The sequence below is a fragment of the Terrimonas ginsenosidimutans genome, from assembly GCF_022012415.1.
Taxonomy (GTDB): Bacteria; Bacteroidota; Bacteroidia; order Chitinophagales; family Chitinophagaceae; genus Terrimonas_A; species Terrimonas_A ginsenosidimutans.
In genome coordinates this window covers 97,451-114,977 of record NZ_JAKLTR010000009.1, presented here as the reverse complement: position 1 = coordinate 114,977, position 17,527 = coordinate 97,451, and the positions used below count along the sequence as shown (strand labels likewise).

Below are 17,527 nucleotides of genomic sequence, written 5' to 3'. Positions count from 1 at the left end.
TTATCTAATTCCGCTAAAACTTGCCGGGTACCACTTTCTGGAGAAATTCAGTATAGGCATTGATGTCTTTATTGCCTTTCAGCACCTGGAGGTTCTTTTCCGTGATGACGGAATAAGTGTATTTGCCGCCTTTCAGCCATGGAACGATCTCTGTAGATGTTTTTGGCCTGGTCTGGTCGACATACGCGACCGCTTCTGCCGCATTTTTAAACGGACTCACCAGTAACAGACGATTGTCGGTATCAAGCTCCACCAGTTCGGCCTGCATGATCTTATTGAAATAGGTGTCTTTATTATAGCGATAGAATGCATTTCGGGCTTCATTTACGAAAACCGGATCGACTTTGTTCAGGATGATCAGCACATAATGGGGTTCTTCCGCATTAAAGCTGAACGGGCTTCCCGGAGGTGCAACTACGGTCGGCGGAGCAACCACGGCTGTATCTTTTTTCGGTACCACGGTGGTAATGGCCGTGTCAGGTGTGGCTGCAAGTGTGTCCGGAGGAATACTGTCTTTCGGGAATCTTGTCGGTTTCTGCACAAGACCCGGTACGCCCTGTGACGGCGCCTTGATATTCAGACTGTCTTTCGATACCGGCAATTTAATATCCGTTTTAACGATAGATGGAGGCTGTGTTGTAACAGGCGGCGGTGTGACGGCGACGGGATCGCGGCGTTGTGCCGTGTCCTCTGCAGGCATTTTGATCACCATATTACGCAATTCTTCTTCGATCTCATTTCTGCGATTGAGTACATCCAGCAGTGTGGCCGCTTTCTTCGCCAGTGGAGTTCCATTGAACTGGCTGATGATATTGCCCAGCACCTTTTTGGCGGTGCTGTCATCCCGCTGTTTTACATAATACACCGCTTCGATATAAAGAAGCTGCGGAGTCCAGTAGGTTTTGCCGTAAGAGCTGTCGGCACTACGCTTGCGTGCTACCGCTTCAGTAAAGCTTCCTTCGATGAAAAGGTCGTAAATATGTTCATACAGTTTCGTTACCTCGGGCTTGGGCGCCGTTGAGTTAGGATCTTTTCCGGTGGTTACGATCGTGTTGAAATTGCTTTTACCAAATTGTCCGGCGAGCACTCTTCTTGCTGCATCTGCTTTTGCGGTTTCACCGTTCTTGCGATAGCAGAAATAAAGGTTGAACAATACTTCGTCCATTTTTGGCGCATCGGGGAACCGTGTGCGTAATTCTTCCAGCGTTGAAGTGCCACGGGAACAATCGTCCAGTTCCTGAATGAACGCTACACCCATGTTGAACAGGGCATTTTGGATCGAATCGTTGGAGACCTGTAATTTTTCGGGGCTCATAGGAATACGTGCGTAAAGGGCATCAAATGTGAACTGAGCGCCGGAGGCTGTATCTGCGCCATTGATCATCCCTGTCAGAGCCGGGTTGGTTGACGGGTTCATCATCATCATCGCGCTTTGAGCGGCACTTCGCCGCCAGTTGTCTGTATTCTTTCGCGTACCCCATTTTGTCCGGAAATCATTGATCCCTTTCTGACGTGCATTGGCATTATAGAAGTACCATTCTCCCTTAGTTTCTCCAAAAAGGGAGGGGGGCGGCTGATTGGAAGGGAGGGTTGAGCCGGTCGTAACAACGCCTTCATCTTTCAGGCCCTGTTGTTTCCGAAGCAAGCGAACCATTTTCTTTACCCTGTCGCGACGCTGGTCTTCCGGCATCATCGCCAACTTTTGCAGGCTATCCTGGCGTGCAATGGTTTCAGTGTATTCCGCCATGCGGACGGACATTTTCTTTTTTGTAGCTATCGCCTGCGGATCTGTAATGATGGGATCACCCATTTGAATACTGTCATAGAAATTCGCGGACTGCCGGTAAAGGCTTCCGGTAAAGGAAAGCTCTGCCATTTGCAGGAAGATCCGGTTCCGGAGGTTAGACTTATCAGAAATATATTTGGTTCCTTTTGAGAGAAGTGCCAGCGCGCCTTCCGGATTATTTCTTTCCAGTTCCATTTGCGCGGCCATGTAGTAGATGATATCACGGTAGTCTGAATATTTATCCCGGCGCGCCATTTTTGTGAGGGTGGCAATGTTTTCGGCGATATAATCCTTCACACTATCGTTCTTGTGTACGCGAACGCCGGCAAGGCGGGCATACACATCCATGATCGGGTCAGTAGTGTGCGCAATCGATCTTTCATACCAGTCAGCTGCGGCATCAAGCTTCTGCGTGCTTTCATGCAATTGCCCGAGCAGATATTCCCAGCGGGCTTTTTCCTGGCGATCGCTGGCGTTACTGAGCGCTTTTTCAAGATGCACAGCGGCACTGTCCCACATCTGCTGTTTATAGAACAGGAATGCCTGCACTTCTTCCAGGTCATTGTGTAATCTTGCCGGGAAGAGGGAATCGGTTTTCAGGATCTGGATCAGTGTGGAGGCATCGGACAGGCGGTTTTGTGCGAGATAATTCCGCACCTGCCAGATAAACGCATCGTTCCTGCTCGGCGGCTCGGACAATGCTCTGCTGACAATGCCGTTTTTTTCTTTGCTTGAAACAGAAAGTGCGCTGTTGCCATCGCGTGCACTGCCAATGGTGCGGTAGTAGCCATCTTTTTCTTTTTCCGCGAATGCATAGTTAATGAACTGGAACATCAGGTATGCGGAATCAAACTGTTTCTGCAGGTAGTAGGATGCTCCCCATAGAAGGTAAAGGTTATCGGCCCAGTCGTTCCGCAGATCATGCAGTACGATACCTGTTTGCGCTTTGTAAGAAACCGAATCCAGCTGAATGCTGTCAGCCGCGGTCACATCAAGACTGTAATTGTAAAAAGGCAGCAGTTTTGAATAATCGTCACGGAAGGTAGCTTTCGCGCGTGTAAGTACTTCGTTCAGCTTTTTATTAGCGTTAAAGTAGTAATTGTAGTGAGTAACGGTGTTCTGAAGAAAGCGGCGGGGCGCTTTGATCTTTTTATCAGTGGGTGTTTTTTCAGATTTAAGTTTTCTGTTCTCGAATGCTTTCGGCTTATCAATATCAAAGCTGAATCCCATCTGCGCAAAGCAGGTGGGCGCAGCCTGGAACAGGAACAAAAGCAGAAATGATGTAAAAGTTATATATCGGGCTGGAGCCATGTCTGGTAAAGTCAATTGTTAATAACTGAAATTCAGTGGATTTAGTATAGGAATTGAAGAGTTTTTTTACAGTTTTTGCGGGCGGCCGGTGGTTCATGGTCTATCACAATAAAGCCCAACACGAAAGCTGCTCAGTTACTGGCAAAAATAATCTCCATTCCTTACCTTTAAGCGTCTTTTAAAATTCAAATATGGCAAAACTGGATGCAGGAGGCACTGAGTCGACCCTGCAAAGGCTTCGGAACCGCTACAGGCTGGTTGTAATGAACGATGATACGTATGAGGAGGTGGTGACCTTTAAGTTATCCAGACTTAGCGTTTACATTGGTTTGAGCACAATATTTGTTGTGCTGGTCGGGCTTACGGTAGCCCTGATCGTTTTCACACCGCTGAAATATTATATTCCCGGTTATGACGATCTGAAAGTAGGACGGGAATACCGGCAGATGAAGTACCGCGTCGATTCTCTTGAAAAAGCGGTCAATTACCAGGCAAAGTATAATGAAAATCTTAGAAAGGTTTTGAAGGGAGATGCATCTGTTATACTGGATACCACGCAGTTGCAGGTGCCAAAAGATGAATTGTCGGACGATTGATCATATTAATTTAAAATTAAAAATCGGGAAAGCAAAAATCTACGTCGCAAAAACACGTTAGAAATTAGGCGTTTTTAATTTTCAATTTTGCCTTTTTACTTTCTATCTTGAAATCCAGTTTGCTCGTATCATAAATCAATATCTATGTTTAACGCTAAAAACAAAACCGAAATGCAGACCGAAAAATCTACCGGTAATGGTACCACGCTCATTGGTGCCGGCACTACGCTGAAAGGCGATATCAGCAGTAACAGTGATCTCCGCATTGATGGCACTATCATAGGGAATATTTCCAGCACAGCGAAAGTGGTGGTGGGAGCGAATGGTATTGTGGAAGGCGATATCACAGGAAACCAGGCAGACATCATCGGTAAAGTAACCGGAAATGTAAAAGCCAAAGATCTGTTGCAGCTGCGTGGAGATTCTATTGTGAATGGAAATCTTTACGCGGGTAAGTTGCAGGTAGAGCCTTCAGCAACCTTTAATGGCCAATGCCATATGGGTGCTGCTACGGCAGAATCTATCGAAATTGGAAATGTGAGCCTGAAAAATGGAAAAGAGAAACTCGCCCTCCAGTAATTTTAAGAATAACAGTCTTGTAAAATATCTCGCCTTGGGCACCGAAATGCTGGTGTCCATAGGCGCAGGTCTTTTTTTAGGATATAAGGCCGATCACTGGCTGCATGTCTTCCCATTACTTTCCATTGCATTACCTTTGCTCATCCTGGTTGGATTTTTCTATAAACTGATACGGGAAACCGGTAATACAAAAAAGAATGGACCAAAATAAACGGAAAAGTTATCTCCCTCTGCTCATTGTTTTTATTCTCCTGAACGGCTTCTTTATTGCGGCAAAATCCTGGCTGGCTGAAAAAGGAATTCAGCATGAAGTACTGATTGTCGGCAATATGCTGATCTGCGGTGTTTCTCTTTTATCAGTGATCATTACACAGCGTAGTTTCAAGTCAACCAATCCCAACGTGTTTGTAAGAGCCGTTTACAGCGGTTTTGTGATCAAGTTTTTTGTACTCGCCATTGCTGCACTTATCTATATCGTAATGTCCGGCCAGAATGTAAGCCGCCCTGCCATCTTCAGTTGCATGGCTCTTTATGGTATATACAGCTTTATTGAGGTGGCTGCCCTGATGCGTATCCTGAAGCAAAAAAAGAATGGCTAAGCAGGAAGTACCCATCGGGCGTTTACAGGATTATCTTCCACCGGGCACCTATGAACCGGTGCTGGTCTTTTTGCGTGAGCATAAGGTACATCTTACTGTTGCCCGCGAGCGTAAAAGCATACTGGGGGATTATCGTCACCGTACCCAGGCAGATAATCACCGGATCAGTGTAAATGGCAATCTCAATAAATATTCCTTTCTCATTACTTTGTTACATGAGCTGGCTCACCTGCTTACGTTTGAACGATATGGCAATAAGGTTTTTTCTCATGGGAAAGAATGGAAAATGGTGTACGGATCACTGCTGGCGGATTTTCTCCGGCATAAGATCTTTCCAGAGGATATAGAACAGGAGCTGATGCGCTCACTGCAGAATCCGGCGGCGAGCACCTGTGCGGAGGATGGACTGCTGCGCGTACTACGCCGGTATGATGCCAGCGCGGAAAAGGTAAGGCTGGTGGAAGAGCTGCCGTTAGATGCGATCTTCCGCACGGCCGATGGACGCATCTTCCAGAAGAAAGAGAAGCTGCGCAAACGGTTCCGTTGCGTGGAGATAAAAACGAAGAAAGTGTACCTCTTCAGCCCGGTTTATGAAGTTGAACCCTTAACTGCCGGATAACACACATGTTAATCAGGTTTGTCTTACTTTTGACGCAAACCATCTAACATGAAAAAACTTCTACTCAGCACATTATTACTGGCAACATCTTTTGCAGCTATTCAGGCACAAACTGAAAGAGGCGACTGGATGGTAGGCGGTAATTTCAGGTTAAATACTTCGGGCAATACAGAGATCAGTCTGACACCTAACGCCGGCATATTCTTTATACAGAATTTTGCTTTCGGCGGCAATGTGAATCTCAATTATTCAAAAAGCGGTAGTGTAAAAACAACGGCATTTGGGATCGGGCCTTACCTGCGTTATTATTTTGGTCATGACCAGGTGCGTCCCATTCTTCACACCAATTTCAATTTCTTAAGTTCTAAAACAAAATTCAACGGAACTTCTACTACCAATAATGGAACGAACTTCTTCATTGGAGGTGGTGCTGCGGTATTTATCGGTGAAAATGCTTCACTCGATATTCTTGGCGGATATGATCACAGCGATTATAACGGAGCTAACGGGACCGGTGGTTTTGCCTTGAACATAGGCTTCCAGATCTATCTCCACAAGCATCAGATGGATAAGATGAGAGGGAGGAAGGCGAAGAGTGAGTGAGGTGGAAGGGAGGGTTTAAAGTTTGATAGTTTAAAAGTTTAATAGTTTAAGGTTTAAAAGTTAACTGAAGATCCTGAACTTTTAAACCTTAAACTATTAAACTATTAAACTTGTTTCTCCATCCACAGCGTACATCCCGTGTGTCCGCTGTTTCCCAATGGGCCGGCGAGGTAGTTGAAACCGAATTTTTCGTAAACTTTCAATGCTGGTTTCAGTTCGGGCATGGTTTCGAGATAGACATTGTTATAGCCCTGTTCTTTTGCCCAGTCGAGGCTTGTCTCAATAAGTTTTTTGCCAAGGCCGGTTCCCCGGGCTTCTTTTCGCAGATACATTTTTACCAGTTCGCAGGTTCCTGCGGGTAATCCTTCGGTTGGAAAGATCCCACCGCCGCCGACCACTTCATTGTCGCTCAGGGCGACGAAATACGCCGAACCTTTTTCCTGGAAGAGTTCATACAATGCGTCGGTAGATGCGTCGTAATAGACAGTGCCGGGATGATTGGCCCCGAACTCCTCCAGCGCCCTGCGGATGATGATAGCGAGCGGGGCATTATCGGACGGTTGGATCGGCCTGATCGTAATATTCGTCATAAAGGTTGCTTAAGTAATCACCGCAAAAATATTGTAAATACAAAGGCTTTGCAAGACGTTCTTTTTTACCTTTTTCATAATTTAACCGGAAAAAAATATGCACTCAGGCAGGCGGTATACTTTTAGAGAAATGATGGTTTGGACAAGAAGCGATATCTACCTGATGCTGTTTCTTTCCCTGATACCAGTGATCTTATTCTATTTCATGAAATGGACATGGCTGGCCATACCATGGGTGCCTGTTGCCATGATCGGTACAGCTACAGCTTTCATCATTGGTTTCAGGAATACACAGACCTACAACAGGGTATGGGAGGCACGTCAGATCTACGGCGGCATCGTGAATACGAGCCGGTCATGGGGGATGCTGGTAAAAGATTTTATTGGCACTGCAAAAACCCCTGAAACGGATGCTGTAAAAAGGCTGATGATACGCCGGCATATCGGCTGGCTGACGGCACTGCGTTATCAGCTTCGGGAGCAAAGGACCTGGGAAACAGCGAGGGTGATCCCCGCCAATTTACGTTACAGTAAAAATTATACCATCGCGGAATGGGATGGCAAACTGGAAGAAAATCTTCGCGCTTATCTCTCTGAAGAAGATCTAGGCTATATTCTTTCGAAGAAGAACAGGGCCACTCATTTACTGGGACTACAATCCAAACAGTTAAAAAGGCTCAAAGTGCAGGGATTGATAGAGCCGCTGGATTATGTGGAAATAGAGAAGTTGCTGATCGATATGTATGATCTGCAGGGTCGTTGCGAACGGATCAAGAATTTCCCCTACCCGCGTCAGTTTGCAACGATCAGCCAGATGCTTACGCGTCTTTTTGTTTGCCTCGTTCCGTTTGGTGTATTAAATGAGTTTCATAAGCTGGGAGAGTGGCAGCTTTGGCTGGCGGTTCCGTTTGCGGCGACCGTAGGCTGGATCTTTCTCACATTGGAAAGAGTGGGAGAATACACGGAAAATCCCTTTGAAGGTGGCGCGAATGATGTGCCCATCACCTCTATATCGAGAACGATAGAGATCGATCTGCTGGAAATGATCGATGAAGGACATATACCACCCCCGGTGGCCGCCGTCAACCAAATACTTTCTTAGAATCTCCCGGAGCAGACTGCTCAATGGCATAGTGGCGAAGGAGTATCGCCATGAAGGCAGGGTATCGCAAAGGACACAATGAAACTCCAGGTTTCAGGCTGATCTCTTTGCGTCCGTTGCGATCCTTTGCGTTCATGGCGATACTCCTTTGCTGGTTGAACTGGCAGGACCACCAGATCAGTCAAGCTGCACTATCCTGTCTTTCGGATATTTCACAGAATAGCCAAATTGAAGTTTGTGCTCTTTTTTCGGTTCAAGTACCACAGACCAGCTTACTTTCTTCGTATCGTCTTCCAGCTTGCCTGCCGGGTAGTTGAGTTTGTCGATTTCTATTTCTTTACTGGTTGAAACCGGGAACTGATCTTCGACTACGATCTTAATTGCCTGCTGTTTATTGTTGCGTACAATTGTTTCGTACTGTCTTATATCAGTTTTATTGGAGCCGAGAAACTTGCGCGAGCTGAACTCTTTCATCAGTGTACGTTTTACGACGACACCTTTATCGCGACCCAGCGAGAGGTTCAGCGTATCATCAGCTTTCGCAAGATCAAGTAATGATTTACCGAGGAATGTTCCTTCAAAGAAAAGATTCGCTTCGCCGGGCAGAAGGTTCAGGTTCTGCCAGTCTGTGATCTTCGCAGTCAGATAAGCGTTCTGATCCAGTTTGGGAGCGGCGTAATATTCATAAATCGCGTTGAGGTCGAACTGATTTATATCGACCGTATAGAGCTTGCCATCATCCGGAACGGTATAGGGAAGTTCCACTTCGAAAGTAGTGGAGGTTGGTTGATATACCGTTGTTGTATTAACAGCGGTATTTTCTCTTTTAAATTTTTTCAGCTCGTATTGCTCATCATCCTCCCGGTCTTTAACGGAGCCATATCCTACTACGACAACCTCATTCAGAGAGCTGTACGCACTGGTACCGGCTGCCTTGCCCGATAGCATGCCTGATAGATCGCCAGGCGGCTGATAGAACCGAAGATACCAAGGCTGAAGATCTGGTTTTGTTCCTTTCTCCTTTGGATTTCCGGTAGATAAAACAAGTTTCACGTCTTTCCATTCTTCACCGGATTGCTGCTGCAGGTTTGCTTTCATCTGAAGTGTCAGCGGCTGGCTGATATCCTTCACCCGTATATCGTAAGTGGGATACCAGGATGACTGATTGATGAGATAGGTAAGCAGGAACGTTGACGCTGTACTTTCTTTTACATCAAGTGCAACGATTATATCACTGGTGGAGAGATTTTTTTTCTGATGAAGGGCTTTCAACTGCTGATCAACCTTTCCCATTTCAGCAGTAAGCTTCTTTTGTGTCTTTGTACTTTCAAGTATTTTCTGATAGAGTTCAGTAAGTCGCGCGCGCTGAAAATCGACAGCTTCTTTCAGCTCGGCTACTTTCAGCGTAGTGCTTTCGCCTTTTATTGACTGGTTCTTGATGATCATTGCTTCTTCCTGCGCGTATACCGATTTCAGATTCGATTCAATGCTGATCTTTTCCTGCAACTGTTCTTTCTGTGTCTCGAGGTCTTTGATCGTACCTTCAACCTGTTGTTCCTTCAAATGGTTCAGCTGATGTGTAACGGAAAGAACGGTCAACTTACCTTCAGCTTTTAACTGTATACTTTGTTTGTCTATTAAAGGAGAAACATCGGTGAATATAATATTGTACTTGCCTGGCTGCAGTGTTTGTCTGGCTGTGCGTTCTACCTGCGCCCCCTGAAGAAAAACGGTTACTTTTTCAATTTTACTGGTGATCGGTTTGTTTTCTTTTTGGGCAGGCAATAAGGTGCTGCACAGGCATAAGCTGCCTATGATAAAAAACTTTGTCATAAGGAGTGTTTGATAGCTGGATGCGGATTGAAATGTTATTACATAAAAGGAATATGAAACATTCGCGGTTACTGGTATTTCTTACCGAACACCTTGTAAGTCATAGCCGGCAGGCGTCAAACAGGCTAATATCTTGTGATCTTCAGATAAAATAGGTTCATAGCGGCGTGTGTATTCTTCATAGTTTTATCCACCTTCTTCGCTATTTATGATACTTGTTCAACATGATTGAAATATGAAAATGTACAAAGCATTCTTACGCGCTGTTCTGTGTATCGGGACATTAATCCGGGTGATGAATATTGCCAGTGCCCAGGGGGGAGACCAGATGCTGGATGGGATCGGTGAAACAGGGATGATAGCCCGTTATATTTTTAACGGAGATCTTAAAGACTGGTCCCGCAATAATCTGCACGGCAGATTTCAGGGTGGCGACCTGAGATTTGTCAGTGATAACCGGTTCGGAAAGGTTCTGTCACTTAACGGTGAAAAAGGATTTGTCGTGATCCCGGGAGAGGCATTGACTGATCTTGAATCGCTGAGTATTTCCGGTTGGATCTTCTTACAGTCAAAGCAGGCGGGGCAACGCTTTTTTGATTTTGGAAAGGATACAACCAGGCATTTTTATGTAGCTCCCGCGGGAACCGGTGTTCAGGCAGGCTATCGCGCTTCCGTGATAACAGGAAAGAGCGACATGACTGCTGCAAGTGCTTCCGGCATAGAAACAAACAGGTGGGTCCATCTGTCTGTTGTATTGGATATTCCTTCCAAATTACTGACCACATATGTGGATGGCAAGCAGGCAGGAGAATCGAAAGGGTTTTCCCTGGAGTTATCGGACGTATTCAGCAAGCAGGCCGGAGAAAGATTGGTTTATATTGGCAGATCGTTGCTTGCAGGTGATCCATATCTCAATGCGTTGATACATGATTTCCGGATTTATCGTGTGCCGCTTAGTGGGAGGCAGGTTGCAGGTATCTATTCCAACGCCCTGAAAGGAAGAGGGCTCAATGATGGTTCGGTCAATACTTCCGGAAGACGCGCAGAAGATGATCTGCCCCGGTTTGCCTCAACCGAAGCTCAATTGTTTAACACTTACCTGGTTCAGGTGGCGGATGTGAAAGTTGAAACCGGAACAGGTAATCTTCCCCGCTTGCCCGCATATGTTCAGGGCACCTATAAGGATGGAAGGAAAGGCCCGCCGGTCCGTGTTGTATGGCCTGAAGCTACAGATAACAGCGCAGTTCTTAAAGCGGGTCAATATACGATCACAGGACGCGTTGCCGGAACAGCTTTTCAACCAAAAGCATTTATTACCGTAAAAGAATCTTTAAAGCAGCCAGTTCCGGGCTTGAAACTGGCGGCGTTTGATCTGAATAAGGTTTCGCTGAAAGCGGATGCAGATGGTCATCAATCCAAGTTCATCGAGAACCGCGATAAGTTCATTAAAACATTAGCTGCCACAGATCCGAATTCCTTCCTCTATATGTTCCGTCATGCGTTTGGGCAACCACAGCCTGAAGGAGCAAAGGCATTGGGTGTGTGGGATACGCGGGATACAAAATTAAGAGGACATGCTACCGGTCATTATCTCACGGCTATTGCCCAGGCTTATGCCGGTACGGGATATGATAAAATGCTTCAGGCTAATTTTTCTGCTAAGATGGAAGTGATGGTGAACACGCTGTATGAGCTATCCCGGTTATCCGGAAAGGCAAAGGAGGCAGGTGGTGTGTCAGTGACTGATCCGGCAGCGGTGCCTTATGGCCCCGGAAAATCTGCTTACGATTCAGACCTGAGCGATGAGGGTATCCGCAATGATTACTGGAACTGGGGGAAAGGTTTTATCAGCGCTTATCCTCCGGATCAGTTCATCATGCTGGAGAAAGGGGCAAAATACGGAGGACAGAAAAGCCAGATCTGGGCGCCGTATTATACGCTGCATAAAATTCTTGCGGGCTTAATGGATGTTTATGAAGTAAGCGGCAATAAAAAGGCGATCGATGTTGCGTCGGGTATGGGTGATTGGGTGTATGCACGGCTGAGTAAAGTTCCGACGGATACGCTGATTAAAATGTGGAACACCTATATCGCCGGAGAATTCGGTGGTATGAATGAAGCAATGGCCCGTCTTTACCGCATTACCGGTAAGCAGGAACATCTGAAGACTGCTCAGTTGTTTGATAATATCAGGGTGTTCTTCGGAGATACGGCTCATTCGCATGGGCTGGCGAAGAATGTAGATCTTTTCAGGGGACTGCATGCGAATCAGCATATTCCGCAGGTGGTTGGCAGTATAGAGATGTATCGTGTCTCCAATAAACCGGAGTACTACAAAATAGCTGATAACTTCTGGTATAAGATGGTCAATGACTATATGTACAGCATCGGAGGAGTTGCAGGCGCACGTAATCCGAATAACGCCGAATGTTTTATCAGCCAGCCGGGAACATTGTATGAGAATGGATTTTCCGCAGGCGGACAAAATGAGACCTGCGCAACCTACAATATGCTGAAGCTGACGGGTGATCTGTTCCTTTTTGATCAGCGTGCAGAGCTGATGGATTATTATGAGCGTGCATTGTACAATCATATCCTGGCTTCGGTGGCAGAGAAGACTCCTGCTAATACTTATCACGTGCCGCTCAGGCCTGCATCTGTCAAGCAATTCGGCAATCCGGATATGACAGGCTTTACCTGCTGCAATGGAACAGCGATAGAAAGCAGCACGAAGTTGCAGAATTCAATTTATTTCAGAGGAAAGGATGATCAAGCGCTGTATGTGAACCTGTACATTCCATCCACAGTGGAGTGGACGGAAAGAAAGATCAGTATTGAGCAAACAACGAATTTTCCCAATGAAGATAATTCACGTTTAACGATCAGGGGTAATGGTAAGTTTGACCTGAATGTGCGTGTGCCCGGCTGGGCTACAAAAGGTTTTTTTGTGAAGATCAATGGCAAAGAACAGAAGCTTCAGGCGAAGCCGGGCAGTTATCTGAAGATCAGCCGCACGTGGAAGGATGGAGATATTGTCGAATTAAGAATGCCGTTCCAGTTCCATCTAGACCCGGTAATGGATCAGCAGAATATAGCCAGCTTGTTTTACGGCCCGGTATTGTTGGCAGCGCAAGAGCCTGAGGCGAGAAAGGAATGGAGGAAAGTGACACTTGATGCAGGAGATATCAGCAAGTCGATACAGGGTGATCCGGCTAAATTAGCCTTCACTATTGATGGGGTAACGTTCAAGCCGTTTTATGAAACGTATGGAAGGCATTCGGTTTATTTGGATGTGAAGTTGAAGTGAGCTATCGTGAAGTGCATGAAAGGCGGGGGATAGGAACGCGGCGAACGCGGCGATACGCAACGGGCGCGGCGAAAACAGCCATGGGATGTGTCGTATTTGGCTGCGTTCTCCGCGTTCCCACACACCGGACAGCAATGGCCGATCTCATAAAAGATAATGAAAAAGCCTTCCGTACTGGAAGGCTTTTCTATTTATTTGAATATTATCCGGTGAACGGACAACGGTCAACTATCAACGATCTTACGCTACTGCTTTCTTCACCAGATCCGCCGCTTCGCTCAACAGGATCGCGCTCTGAACTTTCAGGCCGCTTTCGTCGATCAGCTTCTTCGCTTCTTCAGCGTTAGTACCCTGCAAACGAACGATGATAGGGATGTTGATATTGCCAAGGTTCTTGTAAGCGTCGATCACACCTGCAGCAACACGGTCGCAACGAACGATACCGCCGAAGATGTTGATGAGGATCGCTTTTACATTCGGATCTTTCATGATGATCTTGAAACCAGCTTCAACAGTTTGTGCATTGGCAGTACCGCCTACGTCCAGGAAGTTTGCCGGCTCACCGCCGCTGAGTTTGATCATGTCCATGGTTGCCATTGCAAGGCCGGCACCATTTACCATACAACCTACGTTACCGTCAAGTTTAACGAAGTTGAGGTTGTATTTACCTGCTTCAACTTCTGTAGGGTCTTCTTCTGTGATATCACGCAGTGCAGCTACGTCAGGGTGACGCATCAGGGCGTTGTCATCAAGGCTCAGTTTACAATCAACCGCAATGATCTTGTCGTCAGATGCTTTGAACAGAGGGTTGATCTCAAGCATTGCGCAATCAAGACCCACGTAAGCGTTGTATAGATTTGTTACGAATTTCACACAGTTTTTGAACGCTTCACCGCTCAGGCCGAGGTTGAAAGCGATCTTTCTTGCCTGGAAGCCCTGCAGGCCGCCGCCAGGGTGAACCCACTCTTTGTAGATCTTCTCAGGAGTGTCATGCGCTACATCTTCGATATTCATACCGCCCTCGGTGCTGTACATGATCACATTCTGACCTTTGCTGCGATCGAGGAGGATGGAGAGGTAAAATTCTTTGCGCTCAGAAGGTCCATCGTAGTACATATCCTGTGCAACGAGGATCTTGTTAACCACTTTACCGGCAGGACCGGTCTGGATCGTTACGAGGGTACCACCGAGGATACCTTTTGCGAATTCCTGGATATCTTCCAGTGATTTGCCCACTTTTACTCCATTCATACCAGTTTCTTTAACCGCACCTTTTCCGCGGCCGCCGGCATGTATCTGGGCTTTTACAACGGCAAACTTGCTGCCTGTTTCGGTCTTGATCTGGCGATAAGCTTCTTCAGCTTCCTGTACGGTGCTGCAGGCAAATCCTTCCTGTACCGGAACATTGTACTTTTTCAGTAGTTCCTTTGCTTGGTATTCATGGAGATTCATGTTCAAAAAATTTGTCGCAAAGATAGGGCTAAGAGGATAAAGAGGAAAAAGAGAAAATGAAGCCTTATAGAAAAGAGGAAAAGAAGGGTATAAAATGATCCCGGATCAAAATGAAACGCAGAGGAGGTTGCCCTTCTATCCCTGTTTTCCTCTTTTTCCACTTTTGCCTCTTTATCCTCTTAGCCCTATATTTGCGGCTAATCCTTTTAATATTATGGCCATTGATCCCATGCAGCAGATCCAGGAGACCGTTTCGTTTTTGAAGGAGCAGTATCCTCACCAACCTGAGGTCGGAATCGTTCTCGGTAGTGGACTTGGCAATTTTGCCAATGCAATCGCTATTGAGAAAGAAGTGGCGTATGAGGACATACCTAATTTTCCGGTGTCTACGGTGCAGGGGCATAAGGGGAGGCTGATCTTCGGCGAACTGAGCGGAAAGAAAGTGGTTGCGATGGCAGGCCGGTTTCATTTTTACGAAGGCTATACTCCGCAGGAAGTTGTATTTCCGGTGAGAGTGATGAAATTGCTGGGGATCCAGACCCTGTTGTTGTCTAATGCCGCCGGTGGTGTCAATCCGGATTTCAAGGTGGGAGATATTATGATCATAAAAGATCATGTAAGCTTTTTTACACCTAATCCATTGATCGGAAAGAATATTGAAGCGTTTGGCCCACGTTTTCCGGATATGAGCGAACCTTATAAAAAGGATCTTATCGTCACGGCAAAGAAGATCGCCGGTAACCATGGTTTTGATATTAAGGAGGGGGTATATGTTGCTGTAACCGGCCCCACATTTGAGACCAGGGCGGAATACAAACTGATCTTCACCCTTGGCGGTGATGTGGTAGGTATGAGTACTGTACAGGAATGTATTGTGGCCAATCATATGGGCATTAAAGTATTTGCGGTGAGCATTATCACGGACCTCGGCATCCGCGAGGAGGAAAACGTGATCACACACGAGGAGGTTCTGCAGGCTGCCAAAGAAGCCGAACCTAAGCTGGCTACCCTGTTCACGGAGCTGGTGGCATCCATTTAACAATTTTTGAGACGGTATTGTGCTGGCGGGAGAGTAATTTGCATCCGCCCTGCAAAGAACCAAACATGTTTAAGCTGAAGCTGAATCCTACATACCTGTTATTAGCGGCCCTGCTATTTATTTCATTACCCTCCTTCTCTCAACGGGATATCCTGCGGCAGGGGGGAAGCCGTATCCGTCAGATGGGAAATTCATTCTCCGGATCAGGCGGTGGCCAGGATAGTTTGAAGAGACGGGATAAGAATGAGGATTCCATTACGATCCGTTACAGATATCTCGACTCTACCCGCAATTACATGCTGGATTCTTCGGTCGATGATTTCTCCAGGCGATTCCCTAACCCGCCCACCCATATCACCTTAGGCAATACGGGAACTGCCGCAAGAAACCTGCTTTTCAAGCCTTCCTTCAAACCGGGTTTTGATCCGGGCATGCATGCGTTTGATATTTACCGCTGGTCGGTCGACCGGGTCCGGTTTTTTAATACAACAAGGCCTTACTCAGAGTTGAACTATGTGCTCAGCAGTCAGTCTGAGCAAATGATCGAACTGATGCACACGCAGAACATCAAGCCAAACTGGAACTTCCATTTCATGTACCGGCTGATCAATGCAACAGGTTTTTTCCGGAACCAGAAGTCGAATCATAACAACTATCTCCTTACATCCTGGTATCAATCCGTTAACAAACGTTACAATAACTACTTTATCATCCTTGCAAACAGCTTGCAGTCGGGTGAAAATGGAGGCATACGCGATTCGCTCGCACTGCAGGATCCGTTATTCAAGGACCGGTTCAGGATCGAGACAAGACTCGGCGGAAGCGAAAGTCTCTCTCCGAACTTCTTTAATACAGATGTGGGAACGGGCAACCGCTACCGTGATCTCACCTTCCTTTTGCGCCAGCAGTATGACCTGGGTAAAAAAGATTCGCTGGTGACGGATTCTTCCGTGATCCCGCTGTTCTATCCCCGCCTCCGGTTCGAATATACGGCGCAGTTCACGACACGTAATTATGAGTTCCGCGACTATCTTGGCGATTCCACTTATTATGATTCAGCCTATCATGTCGTATTTGAAAATCCGGTAGATACATTCCAGATAAAGGACTCCTGGCGCGAGATCATCAATGATTTCTCCGTGTACCAGTTTCCTGATGCAAAGAACCTGCAGCAGTTCGTTAAGGTGGGAGCATCCGTCCAGAATCTTTCGCTGAAGAATACAAAGGGTAATGCTAATTTCTATAACGTATTGGGGCATGCTGAATACCGAAACCGGACGCGTAATCAGCAATGGATCATCGAAGCAAATGGAAGTTTGTATTTTGTTGGAACGAACAGCGGCGATTATCATGCCTACGGAAGCCTGCAGCGTTTCATAGGCAGGAAGAATGCTTATGCGCAGATAGGGTTTGAGAACGTCAACCGGACGCCCTCTTTCTATTTTGATCCACGAAGTGCCTTCTATATCACGCAACAACCGCAACAGGATTTCAAGAAAGAAAACACCATACATCTTTTCGGAGCAATGTATCAGCCGTTTCTGCAATTGCGCCTGGCTGCGGATTATTATGTCATGACTAACTACACCTATGTGAAGAATATGTCTGAGCTGGCGCAGGAAGGAACTTTGTTCAATATGCTCCAGATCTCTGCACAGAAAACGATCAATCTCGGACGCTGGTGGAAGTGGCATGCAGATATTTACTATCAGCAAAGGATCGGGAATGCGGAGGTGAATGTGCCAACATTGTACACGCGTAACCGGATCGGTTACGAAGGGAAGCTTGGTCTGAAGAATCTGAACATAGCATTTGGAGCGGAGGTCCGTTATCATACTAATTATAAAGGAGACGGTTACTCGCCATTGCTCGGTAAGTTCTATTATCAGGATAATGATGAGGTGAAGTTGCAAATGCCTCATATTGCAGGGTATGTTCATTTCCGGATCAAAGGCTTCAAGTTCTATTTCAGGGCGGAAAATCTCAATACTGCTCAACTCAGCAGCACGGAGGGATTCGGGTTCACCAGGAACAACGCAGAAGTGCCGGGTTATCCATATCCGGGCCTGCTGATGCGTTTTGGCATCTTCTGGAGCTTTGTAAACTAATTT

At 46.5% G+C, this 17,527-nt stretch carries 14 protein-coding genes; 10 read left to right on the top strand and 4 right to left on the bottom strand.

The window, feature by feature from the left end; genetic code table 11:
* Positions 1–13: 13 nt before the first annotated feature.
* Positions 14–3,097 carry a type IX secretion system periplasmic lipoprotein PorW/SprE gene (gene porW, locus LZZ85_RS14840; RefSeq protein ID WP_237873475.1) on the bottom strand — a complete coding sequence of 1,028 codons (3,084 nt, stop codon included), beginning with the start codon at positions 3,095–3,097 and terminating at the stop codon, positions 14–16.
* A 191-nt stretch (positions 3,098–3,288) separates the two neighbouring features.
* Here porW and LZZ85_RS14835 point away from each other — a divergent pair, with 191 nt between their 5' ends.
* The 6 genes from LZZ85_RS14835 to LZZ85_RS14810 all read left to right on the top strand — a co-directional run bounded on the left by LZZ85_RS14835 (position 3,289) and on the right by LZZ85_RS14810 (position 6,093).
* Positions 3,289–3,693 carry a hypothetical protein gene (locus LZZ85_RS14835; RefSeq protein WP_237873474.1) on the top strand — a complete coding sequence of 135 codons (405 nt, stop codon included), beginning with the start codon at positions 3,289–3,291 and terminating at the stop codon, positions 3,691–3,693.
* Positions 3,694–3,864: 171 nt separating this feature from the next.
* Complete coding sequence (locus tag LZZ85_RS14830; RefSeq protein ID WP_237873473.1) at positions 3,865–4,272, top strand: bactofilin family protein; 408 nt, start codon at positions 3,865–3,867, stop codon at positions 4,270–4,272.
* Positions 4,244–4,483, top strand: coding sequence for an AtpZ/AtpI family protein (locus LZZ85_RS14825; protein ID WP_237873472.1), 240 nt, complete (start codon positions 4,244–4,246; stop codon positions 4,481–4,483). Before LZZ85_RS14830 ends, LZZ85_RS14825 begins: the two co-directional genes overlap by 29 nt.
* A complete protein-coding gene (locus LZZ85_RS14820) occupies positions 4,470–4,871 on the top strand; it encodes a hypothetical protein (RefSeq protein ID WP_237873470.1) in 402 nt (133 codons plus the stop codon). The genes LZZ85_RS14825 and LZZ85_RS14820 overlap by 14 nt, the downstream gene beginning before the upstream one ends.
* Positions 4,864–5,490 (top strand): SprT-like domain-containing protein, encoded by a 627-nt coding sequence (locus LZZ85_RS14815; protein WP_237873468.1) that lies wholly within the window; start codon positions 4,864–4,866, stop codon positions 5,488–5,490. Before LZZ85_RS14820 ends, LZZ85_RS14815 begins: the two co-directional genes overlap by 8 nt.
* A 48-nt stretch (positions 5,491–5,538) precedes the next feature.
* Entirely contained in the window at positions 5,539–6,093 is a 555-nt protein-coding gene (locus tag LZZ85_RS14810) for a porin family protein (RefSeq protein ID WP_237873466.1), read from the top strand.
* 104 nt (positions 6,094–6,197) lie between these two features.
* On the opposite strand, the gene LZZ85_RS14805 is transcribed toward LZZ85_RS14810, so the two are convergent.
* Positions 6,198–6,683, bottom strand: coding sequence for a GNAT family N-acetyltransferase (locus LZZ85_RS14805; RefSeq protein ID WP_237873464.1), 486 nt, complete (start codon positions 6,681–6,683; stop codon positions 6,198–6,200).
* 97 nt (positions 6,684–6,780) lie between these two features.
* Here LZZ85_RS14805 and LZZ85_RS14800 point away from each other — a divergent pair, with 97 nt between their 5' ends.
* Entirely contained in the window at positions 6,781–7,785 is a 1,005-nt protein-coding gene (locus LZZ85_RS14800; protein ID WP_237873463.1) for a bestrophin family protein, read from the top strand.
* Between the two features lie 177 nt (positions 7,786–7,962).
* Here LZZ85_RS14800 and LZZ85_RS14795 read toward each other — a convergent pair whose 3' ends face one another.
* On the bottom strand, positions 7,963–9,618 hold the full coding sequence (locus LZZ85_RS14795; RefSeq protein WP_237873461.1) for a DUF4139 domain-containing protein: 1,656 nt from the start codon (positions 9,616–9,618) through the stop codon (positions 7,963–7,965).
* 235 nt (positions 9,619–9,853) lie between these two features.
* Here LZZ85_RS14795 and LZZ85_RS14790 point away from each other — a divergent pair, with 235 nt between their 5' ends.
* Complete coding sequence (locus tag LZZ85_RS14790) at positions 9,854–12,925, top strand: beta-L-arabinofuranosidase domain-containing protein (RefSeq protein ID WP_237873460.1); 3,072 nt, start codon at positions 9,854–9,856, stop codon at positions 12,923–12,925.
* 240 nt (positions 12,926–13,165) lie between these two features.
* On the opposite strand, the gene sucC is transcribed toward LZZ85_RS14790, so the two are convergent.
* Positions 13,166–14,377, bottom strand: a complete 1,212-nt coding sequence (gene sucC, locus LZZ85_RS14785) for an ADP-forming succinate--CoA ligase subunit beta (protein ID WP_237873458.1) — start codon at positions 14,375–14,377, stop codon at positions 13,166–13,168.
* Positions 14,378–14,591: 214 nt separating this feature from the next.
* Between sucC and LZZ85_RS14780 the strand changes: the two genes are divergently transcribed.
* The gene (locus LZZ85_RS14780; RefSeq protein WP_237873455.1) at positions 14,592–15,416 is read left to right on the top strand and encodes a purine-nucleoside phosphorylase; all 825 of its coding nucleotides are present in this window, start codon (positions 14,592–14,594) and stop codon (positions 15,414–15,416) included.
* A gap of 65 nt (positions 15,417–15,481) precedes the next feature.
* Positions 15,482–17,524 carry a putative porin gene (locus LZZ85_RS14775; protein ID WP_237873453.1) on the top strand — a complete coding sequence of 681 codons (2,043 nt, stop codon included), beginning with the start codon at positions 15,482–15,484 and terminating at the stop codon, positions 17,522–17,524.
* Positions 17,525–17,527: the final 3 nt, after the last annotated feature.